General features: G+C 66.6%; 10 protein-coding genes. 1 reads left to right on the top strand and 9 read right to left on the bottom strand.

Annotated elements, in window-relative coordinates; all coding sequences use genetic code 11:
* The 5 genes from BDK63_RS17940 to BDK63_RS17920 all read right to left on the bottom strand — a co-directional run.
* A partial coding sequence (locus BDK63_RS17940) for a conjugal transfer protein TraG N-terminal domain-containing protein (protein WP_183334467.1) occupies positions 1 to 1381 on the bottom strand: 1381 nt, incomplete at its 3' end.
* Positions 1381 to 1761, bottom strand: a complete 381-nt coding sequence (locus tag BDK63_RS17935) for a hypothetical protein (protein WP_183334465.1) — start codon at positions 1759 to 1761, stop codon at positions 1381 to 1383. The genes BDK63_RS17940 and BDK63_RS17935, both read right to left, overlap by 1 nt.
* Positions 1761 to 3242: an integrating conjugative element protein gene (locus BDK63_RS17930; protein WP_246386313.1), complete on the bottom strand. Its 1482-nt coding sequence runs from the start codon at positions 3240 to 3242 to the stop codon at positions 1761 to 1763. The genes BDK63_RS17935 and BDK63_RS17930 overlap by 1 nt, the downstream gene beginning before the upstream one ends.
* A 13-nt stretch (positions 3243 to 3255) precedes the next feature.
* Complete coding sequence (locus tag BDK63_RS17925) at positions 3256 to 4206, bottom strand: TIGR03756 family integrating conjugative element protein (RefSeq protein WP_183334463.1); 951 nt, start codon at positions 4204 to 4206, stop codon at positions 3256 to 3258.
* Positions 4203 to 4637, bottom strand: coding sequence for a TIGR03757 family integrating conjugative element protein (locus BDK63_RS17920; RefSeq protein WP_183334461.1), 435 nt, complete (start codon positions 4635 to 4637; stop codon positions 4203 to 4205). Before BDK63_RS17920 ends, BDK63_RS17925 begins: the two co-directional genes overlap by 4 nt.
* Before the next feature lie 234 nt (positions 4638 to 4871).
* On the opposite strand from BDK63_RS17920, the gene BDK63_RS17915 reads away from it, so the two are divergent.
* A complete protein-coding gene (locus BDK63_RS17915; protein ID WP_183334459.1) occupies positions 4872 to 5246 on the top strand; it encodes a histone-like nucleoid-structuring protein, MvaT/MvaU family in 375 nt (124 codons plus the stop codon).
* A 214-nt stretch (positions 5247 to 5460) separates the two neighbouring features.
* Here the strand turns inward: BDK63_RS17915 and BDK63_RS17910 are convergent, their stop codons facing one another.
* The 4 genes from BDK63_RS17910 to BDK63_RS17895 all read right to left on the bottom strand — a co-directional run.
* Positions 5461 to 5760 (bottom strand): hypothetical protein, encoded by a 300-nt coding sequence (locus BDK63_RS17910; RefSeq protein WP_183334457.1) that lies wholly within the window; start codon positions 5758 to 5760, stop codon positions 5461 to 5463.
* A gap of 37 nt (positions 5761 to 5797) precedes the next feature.
* Entirely contained in the window at positions 5798 to 6568 is a 771-nt protein-coding gene (locus BDK63_RS17905; RefSeq protein ID WP_183334455.1) for an ABC transporter ATP-binding protein, read from the bottom strand.
* A complete protein-coding gene (locus tag BDK63_RS17900) occupies positions 6565 to 7329 on the bottom strand; it encodes an ABC transporter permease (RefSeq protein WP_133634544.1) in 765 nt (254 codons plus the stop codon). The genes BDK63_RS17905 and BDK63_RS17900 overlap by 4 nt, the downstream gene beginning before the upstream one ends.
* Positions 7326 to 8275 (bottom strand): ABC transporter substrate-binding protein (locus BDK63_RS17895; RefSeq protein ID WP_183334453.1); only part of this gene is annotated, 950 nt, incomplete at its 5' end. The genes BDK63_RS17900 and BDK63_RS17895, both read right to left, overlap by 4 nt.

Below are 8275 nucleotides of genomic sequence, written 5' to 3'. Positions count from 1 at the left end.
ACATCATCCCCTCCACGAACTGCAGCACCATGCGGTCGTAGAGGTTGTTGGCGGCGGAGAGCCAGCTCAGCTTGGCGGCGTCGCTGCGGTAGAGCAGGTTCACCAGGTTCGAGTTGATCCAGCGGGCGAGCTCCCACCAGAAGGTCAGGAACCACATGGCAAAGAGCCCGAAGGTGGCCATGCCGGCGACCTTGAAGCTGTAGCTGGAGATGACCATCACGAAGGGCAGGCAGATGATGATGGCCATCACCAGGATGCCCTGCACCATGGGTAGCGCCTGCTTGAGCATGTCCATGCCGGCCTGGAAGGGCAGGATCGACAAGGTGCCGCCAATCGCCGAACCGGCGGTGACGGTGGCATCCCAGAAGCTGCTGCCGCCATCCAGGCCGCGAAAGCCCACCACGCCCTGATCGAGGTTGCCGCTGGCCGCACCCGAGCGGGGGCTGACCAGGCGCCGAATCACGTAGTCCTCGGCGTCGCTGCTGGTGAAGACGCTGCGGAAGTCGTCCCAGAAGCCGGGGCTGATCTCCTCGTGAAGCCGGGCCCTCAGGCCCACGTTCTCCGCTGACCACCACTCCTGGCAGGAGGGATAGCCGGGCAAGCCGGAGCCGGTGTTGGGCCGGGAGACATCCCGGTCGGCATCGTAGGGGAAACCGGCGATGGGCCGCCCGGCGTAGAAGCTGTCGTAGTAGCCGGGCGTGGTCTGGAAGTAGTTGGAGCCGATCCAGTCCACGTCCATGGCGCGGGTCGCCTCGATGGTGCCACCCTCCTGCAGCAGCCGGTTGCGCGCCGGCCCGAAGCACTGACGCTGAAACTCGCCCACCTCCTGTTGCAGCCCCGGGTCTTCGATGCTGTGCAGGTCCAGCTCCATGCGGATCGACTCGAAGTCCGTCGAGCAGGGGATCGCGTGGATCGCCGCCGCGGTGACCCCGTGGGATACCGCATGCACCCCCGCCCACCACAACGGCATCCTGGCCTGCTGGCCACCGATCGCGTTCTCGGTTGCTCCAAACGCCCCCTCGGACCAGCCGCCGGAGGCGAACTGGCGGGTGCCGCACTCCAGCGAGCGGCTCTCGTCGATGTCGGCGGTGGCCAACTGGACCTGCAGTAGCGGCAGGCAGGTGAAGGCGTAGGCCAGGATCATGGCGTAGAGCCGGGTCTCGATGCGGTTGACCGTGAGGATGCCCTTGGTGCCGGCCTCGTCACCCTCCTGGCGGGCCTTGAACCACTCGGAGAGCACCAGCGTAATGAACGGCACCGCGGCGATGCCGGTGGCCACCATGACGTTCCAGATGGCGTTGTTGATGATCCAGCCCAGCAGCGTCATGGCGTTCGAAAAGTAGTCGAACACCACCAGCGGCGCGGTAAGCAGGCCTCCCATCAGGAACCTCCCAGCTGGTTGACCAGATTGATGACCTCCAGCAGCACCAGGATGCCCAGGGCCATCAGCTCGAGCCGCCTCAGCTTGGCGAGCGACTGCCGCCCGTCGTCATGGTCCCGGTGCAGCCGTGCCACCGTCCGGGGGCGAACCTTGCGCCACCAGACCAGGACCAGCGCGGCATAGAGGCTCAGCCGCCAGGCCAGCAGCCACGGCCAGGCAGCTCGCCAGGCGTCGTGGTGGGCCTCGAGCCCACCCAGCAGCCGCACGCTGATCACCAGAATGATCCCGCTGAGCAGGAACATGGCGATCAGCACCGCGATGGCGACCAGCAGCGATGGCCAGCGACCGGGGCTCACCCAGGAGAAAGCGCGTCGAGCCATCAGTCGCTGCCCTCCTCTTCGCCAGCGGGACGACCGCGGCCGTCAAGAGCCGCATCCGGCCGGAAGGTCTCGCCCTGAGAGGCTCCTTGTCCGCGACGGGAGGCTCGCTCCAACGCGATGCCGGCGGCGCTGTTACTCAGCGCCTGGCGGATCTCCATCTCGGAGCGCAGCGACTCGATATCGCTATCCAGGGCCACCAGCTTGCGATCCAGCGCCGACATGCCCTGCTCATTGTCAGCGACCCCCGGGTCACTGCTACCGGCCAGCAGCAGCCGACGCGCCCACAGCGCCTTGGTCAGCGTCCTGGCCAGGGCCATCTCACCGCTCAAGCGGTGAATCAGCAGTGAGGCCTCGGGGTCGGTGCTCAGCGACTCGATCACCCCACGGGAGACGGTCAGGCCGTCACCGGCAGAGACTTGACGCAGGTTCTCCGGGGTCAGCGCCTCACTACCGTCTACCAGCGCCAGAAGCTTGCCGTAGATTGCCTGCTGCTCACGCTCCAGCTCGCGTACCAGACCCGTGCCGGCCTGGGTTTCGCTGCGCTCGCAACCGTCGCAGGTCCGAATCGATTGCTCGCCGATCACCGTTTGTGTCCACTCAGCGGCCTCCTCTGGGCTCTGCCAGACCGTGCACATGCCGCCCAGGCAGGTCCCCGACCCACTACCCGCGCCTGAACCACCGGAGCCGCTTCCGCCGGAAGCGCCGGCCACTCCACCGCCGCCGATCCAGGTACCCTCGTTGGTGGCCACCGATCCCCAGCCGCCTCCGCCGCCTGGGATGGCAGCCGTACTGGTGGTATCGGCACGGCCATGCAGCAGGTTGTAGCCGGCGCGAGCGGTATCTTCTACTACCCGGATCGGCGCCTGGTGCTGGCCGCCCCGGCGCTGGCCACCTACCCAGGTCACGCCCTGATTACCGCCCGACTGGTCGACCTGCTCCTGTGCCGCGACGACGTCGGCGTTGGACTGGGCCGCGTTCTGCCAGCTCTCGGCCATGGCCATTTGCTGCCACCCCTGGCCGGTGACCATGTCGGCCATCTGCTCGGACATCTTGCGACACGATAGGGAGGCACGATCGAAGTCGATTCGTCCCTGCAGCACGCCGTTGCTCAATAGGTCGTAGAGCCCCGGGTTGGACCGCTGGATGATCATGGCGGGCAGCGAGGCCACCGCGCTCTGGGCATTCTGGACGACCTGCCCCATCAGGTTCTGGAAGCCGTTGGTGATGCCGTTGAGCTGGTTAGAGACCGTGGCGCCGATATCGAAGTTGCCGCAGGAGGCATTCATGTTCCAGCTGATGCCAATACCTCGGCTGTTGGGGTTGTAACCTCGGCCGGCGGAGACGCTGAAGGGCGAGGCGCCTCCGATCTGGTAGTAGAGCGCGTCGGCGGATTGCGCCGACGCCTGGGTAGACAGCAGCCCCACCACCAGGGCGCCGGCGAGCGGTGCAAGGGGGAAGCGTCGCATGCGAGATCCATTCATCTGACTCTCTCCTTCAGGGGACTGCGTAGAGCAAGGTCTGACCGCGGCGCTGGCAGCAGCGGTAGGGGCGCCACAGTGACCAGGCGTAGTCACCGCCCGCATCCAGACGGTCGGAGTAGGTGTCGGTGATGCCGCGGTCCGGCCACACCTGACAGGACTTGCTCATGTTGGGCGTCAGGCGCTGCCAGCGGTGGGTCGAGGGGTCACCCTCCTTGACCGGCCCGGGTGGCCAGTAGCCGTCGCGGCTGGAGGCCACCAGCGTCATGTAGACGTGGGGCTGCCCCGTGCGGGTGACGATGTCGGCGGAGCGCTGGGCGGTGGTCGCCGCAGTCTTGTAGTCGTGCACCTGAGTCAAGAAGCCGCTGCGCGGGTAGATGTTGCCCCATACGTCGCCGGGCTGGCCCAGCTCACGCATGCCGGGCGTTAGGGCCTCGGGGTAGAGCGACTCGGGGATCCCGCTGCGCCACGACAGGGCGTCCAGGGTCGAGAGGTGGTAGGGCTGGAAGGGAGTCGCTGCCCCAGCGCAGGTCATGCCGAAGGCACTGGCAAAGCTGCTGAAAGCCCCGCCGGCTGGGTGGCCGATGGCGTCCACATTCTTGAAGCGCAGGTGCTCGTGCTGAGCCCGGTTGGCATCGGTGGTGCTCTGCCCACCGGCCAGCGCCTCGCCCAAGGGCGGCGACAGCGCGGCTACCTCCCACCAGGGGTTGTCGCCGGTGTTCTCGTAGCTGGAGACCACCAGCTCGGGGATATAGTGGCGCACTTGGACCGAGGTGCGGATCGAGCAGCCCGACCAGGAGCATTTGAGCCAGACGCAGATGCCGATGACCTGGTAGTCCAGGCACTGGGTGGAGAGCGACGAGGCAACGATCTGCGGCGTCGTCAGCGCCTGGGCAGGCTTCTCGACCACGCTCAGGCTCAGCAGCGCGCCAATCAACAGAGTACCCAAGGTCCTGAAGCGGATCATGGATGTCTCTCCTGACCCAGCAGGCGGTCAGCCTCGTTCAACGCCTGGGCGACGTCCGGCTGGCCGTAGATCACATAGCGGCCATCGATCACCACGGCGGGGACTTTCTCGACGCCCAGCTGCCAGGCCCTGACCAAGCCGAGATATCTATCGGCATAGCGGTCGGCCGTTTCCTGCCACTCAGCAGTCGCCATGCGCTCGCGCATCAGATCTGACGCAACGTCGGGATCCGCGGGCAGCTCACGCGACAACTCGGCGTCCAGCCGAGCGGGCGCATCGAGCTCGATCACTGCCACGTCCGACGGCACATTGATGACCAGCTCCCCGGCTGTGGTAAAGACTTCAATGGTTGGTTCAGCGAGTGCGGGGCCTGCCAGGCTGGCAGATAGCCCAAAGGCAGCCAGCCAGGGGCGTGGGTGGTGTCTCTCCATGCTTGCCACTCCAGTAGATCAAGGAACTGGCACAGCATTGCTGAGCCCATCAGGGACAGCATCAAGAAATGTTAATTCGGCTGCGAGGTGTTTTCTGTCCCAGCGTTCACAGTCTCAATAGAGACTTCTACTCCTGAAGTCAAAATCATCTTCTTTTAACTGACCAGCAACATTGATTCATGCTAAAACTGCCACCATAATGCTTCCCAACATTCACCCAACGCAAGGAAAATCATGTCCATTCTCAGCACCTATATGCAGAAGGAACAGCAGCTCAAGCAGCTTCAGGAAGAGCTGGACAGGCTGAAGAACGACGATCGCCTAAAGACCGAGCTGGATTTCAAGAACCACCTCGAAGACCTAATGCGCGAGTTCGACAAGTCCGCTGCCGACGTCATCAAGCTGCTGGACCCCACCCAGACCGCTGACAAGAGCTCCAGCAGCACCAAGAGCAGCGGCCGCGCCAAGCGCAAGCTGAAAATCTACAAGAACCCGAACACCGGCGAAGTCGTCGAGACCCGCGGCGGCAACCAGAAGACGCTGAAGGCTTGGAAGGAAGAGCACGGCGCTGAAACCGTAGAGGGGTGGCTAGTTAGGACTGAGGACTAAGATATTTATTAACCTGTCTGCCATCGATATGGCAGGCAGGCCGCTATCGGCCAAAATCGGACTTGGTATTCGGCACACTACGCGGCTTGTTTTGGCTACATTCCCTGCCTGCAAACTCAACTATATCGAAAGGAAACCTTCGTTTTCTGGACACCTACGCATCAATCGACTCACCAACTCTTGGCCTAATATCCGTTATTTGCTGCATTCCGCGTTAAGCGCGAATGTAGAACCAACCCGCGGCCTGAAGCTCCGCGAGGGTGACCACGGCCGCCTCCACCTCCACGAGGCCGATGGTATTATCGAGCCCCTGCGCGGCCAGTGAGTTGCGGCACAGTCGCAGAAGGGGATCAGTTTCGTCGGGATTCGCCAAGGCCGCGGCCACCGCCCCCGCGTTGGCCACTATTAGCACCTCGGCATCGGGACGGGCCTTGCCCAGGTTGCGGGTGTTGCGCCGTGCCCGGGCGAGGGCCTCGGCGGTGGGGGCATGCAGCAGGACGCGCAGCGCGGCCATGGGGCCTCCTGGTTCTCGGGGGTGAGGGGGACGGACGTCAGTGGGCGGCGCCGATATGGCGCTCCACGGCCTGCAGGCAGTCGGCGAAGCCCGGGTGGTCGCGGCGGTCGTCCAGCGGCAGCGGGATATCGAGGGTTTCTACCACTCCTGCCGGCCGGTCCGCTGTCTGGCCCCCCAGTACCATCACCCGGTCGGCGAGCAGAACGGCCTCCTCGATATCGTGGGTGACGAAGACGATGGCGGCCTCGGTGCGGCGGCGCAGGTCGACCAGTTCCTGCTGGAGGCGGCGCCGGGTGATGGCGTCCAGCGCCGAGAAGGGTTCGTCCATGAACAGCACCCGCGGGCGCACGGCCAGGGCCCGGGCGATGCCCACCCGCTGCTGCTGGCCGCCCGAAAGTGTATGCGGCCAGCGCTCGGCGAGCTCCTCCAGCCCCACTAGCGCCAGGGGCTCCAGCGCCCGCCGCCGTCGCTCGGCCCGGGAGAGGGCCAACCCCTCCAGGCCCAGTTCCACGTTGGCGCTCACGCGACGCCAGGGGAAGAGCCGCGGTGCCTGGAAGACCATCGACCAGGCCCGGGTGTCGCGGGCCCTGCCCTCGGGAATCTCGACCGTGCCCTCCTGGGGGGCGAGCAGGCCGGCCAGGGCGCGCAGCAGGGTCGACTTGCCGACCCCCGAGGCGCCCACCACGGCGACGAACTCCCGGGGGTGGAGGTCGAGGTCGATGCCGGCGAGCACCGGCGTGCCACTGAAGCCCAGCCGGATGCCTCGTGCGCGAAGCACCGGGGGCAGGGTCGTCTGGGAGGCGGTCATGGCTGCCACCTGAGCAGCCGGCGCTGCAGGGTCATGAACAGGAAGTCGAAGGCCGCGTAGAGCCCGGCGATGGTCAGCATGTAGACCACCACGATGTCGGTGGCGAGCAGGCTGGACGCCTCCATCATGCGCTGGCCGATGCCCGGGATACCGAACAGCTCGGCGGCCACCACCGTCATCCAGCCCTGGCCCAGGCCAGCGCGCAGCCCGCCGAGGATGCCCGGGGCCGCCGCCGGCAGGCTCACCTTGGCCAGCCGCGCCAGGAAGCCGCCCTGGCCGAAGGCCCGGGCGACCTCGTCATAGCCCGGGTCCACCGAGCGCACTGCGCTGTAGCTGGCGAAGTAGTTGATCCAGAACACACCGATGCTGATGATGAAGGCCGCCGCCGAGGGGTTGATGCCGAACCAGATGATGGCGAAGGGGATCCAGGCCAGCGGCGGAATGGGGCGCAGCAGCCGGGCCAGCCAGGCGTGCAGGGCGTCGACGGCCGGTAGCAGCGCCGCCGACACTCCCACGGTGATGCCCAGCAGCGAGCCCAGCAGCAGCCCCACGCTGTAGTGGGCGAGACTCGCCGTTACCACTTCGAGCCAGATGCCGTCGGCGATCTCGGCGGCCAGGACGCCGGGAATCGTCGAGGGTAGCGGCACCAGGCTGCCGGGCAGCAGGCCGCTGCGCAGGGCCAGTTCCCAGAACAGCAGGAAGGCGGCCAGGCCCAAGGCGCCGAGCAGGCTGCGGCGATGGCGCGACAGGACCGGTGTCATGATCCTGCCTGCTCCTCGGCCACCGCATCGTAGAGGTCGGTGTCGAACAGCGCGTCCAGGTCGACGCTCTTCCTGAGCGTGCCCTGGGCGGCCTGGAAGTCATGCATAGTGCGGGTGGCCTCAAGGATGGCATGGGGGTCGGCGAGGTAGTTCGAAGAGGGAGAGCGCAGGGCTGCCTCCACGGTATCGAGCCCGATCAGGCGCTTGCCGACGAACTCCCGGACGTGGGGCGCGGCTCGCTCGGGTTCCTCGACCAGTACCTCGGTGGCGCGCAAGTGCAAGGACATCAGGGCCCGCAGGGCCTCCGGCTGCTCTGCCAGCACACTCTCGCGGGCCGCGAGCACGGCACCGGGCTGGCCGGGCAACATCTCGTCGGCCCGTGCCACGACTCGGGCGCTTTCGTCGCGCTCCTGCACGGTGGTGAGGATAGGCTCGAGGATCGAAGCGCCATCCACCGCCCCGGCCAGCAACGCCTGCTGGACCCGGTCGGCGCCCATGGCAACGATTTCCACGGCCTCCTCGCCCACGCCCAGCCGCTCGACCAGCCAGTAGCGCAACACGGTGTCGGGCACCGAGCCGCGGGGGAAGGTGGCGATCTGCGGCTTGCGGCCCTGCTCTTCGGTGAAGCGAGTGATGGCCTCGGCAGGGTCCTCGACGCGGGCGAAGGTCTCGGCCAGCTCGCCTCGGGCCACCAAGCCGATCTGCTCGCGGATGCTGGCCGCCAGCACCTTGATCGGTACGCCGTTGGCGCGGGCGACCATGGCCGGGCCGATGCCGAAGTACATGACGTCGAGCTCGCCGGAGGCCAGGGCCTGGACCATGGCCGGACCGCTGGAGAAGCGGGTCAGCTCAAGTTCGAGGCCGGCCTCCGTCGTCCAGCCCTCGCCCTCCATCACGAACAGCTGGGCGACCGGCAGGATCGGCATGTAGCCCACCTCAAGGCGGG

Origin of the sequence: Halomonas campaniensis, assembly GCF_014193375.1 — a bacterium.
GTDB classification, from domain to species: Bacteria; Pseudomonadota; Gammaproteobacteria; order Pseudomonadales; family Halomonadaceae; genus Halomonas; species Halomonas campaniensis.
Note: the sequence above shows the minus strand (reverse complement) of the source record. Positions and strands in the feature narration are given on the sequence as shown.

Bases quoted from the DNA above. Each gene is read 5' to 3' on its own strand.
- BDK63_RS17935 (WP_183334465.1), bottom strand. From the start codon at position 1,761: ATGGCTCGACGCGCTTTCTCCTGGGTGAGCCCCGGTCGCTGGCCATCG.
- BDK63_RS17930 (WP_246386313.1), bottom strand. From the start codon at position 3,242: ATGAATGGATCTCGCATGCGACGCTTCCCCCTTGCACCGCTCGCCGGC.
- BDK63_RS17925 (WP_183334463.1), bottom strand. From the start codon at position 4,206: ATGATCCGCTTCAGGACCTTGGGTACTCTGTTGATTGGCGCGCTGCTG.
- BDK63_RS17920 (WP_183334461.1), bottom strand. From the start codon at position 4,637: ATGGAGAGACACCACCCACGCCCCTGGCTGGCTGCCTTTGGGCTATCT.
- BDK63_RS17915 (WP_183334459.1), top strand. From the start codon at position 4,872: ATGTCCATTCTCAGCACCTATATGCAGAAGGAACAGCAGCTCAAGCAG.
- BDK63_RS17910 (WP_183334457.1), bottom strand. From the start codon at position 5,760: ATGGCCGCGCTGCGCGTCCTGCTGCATGCCCCCACCGCCGAGGCCCTC.
- BDK63_RS17905 (WP_183334455.1), bottom strand. From the start codon at position 6,568: ATGACCGCCTCCCAGACGACCCTGCCCCCGGTGCTTCGCGCACGAGGC.
- BDK63_RS17900 (WP_133634544.1), bottom strand. From the start codon at position 7,329: ATGACACCGGTCCTGTCGCGCCATCGCCGCAGCCTGCTCGGCGCCTTG.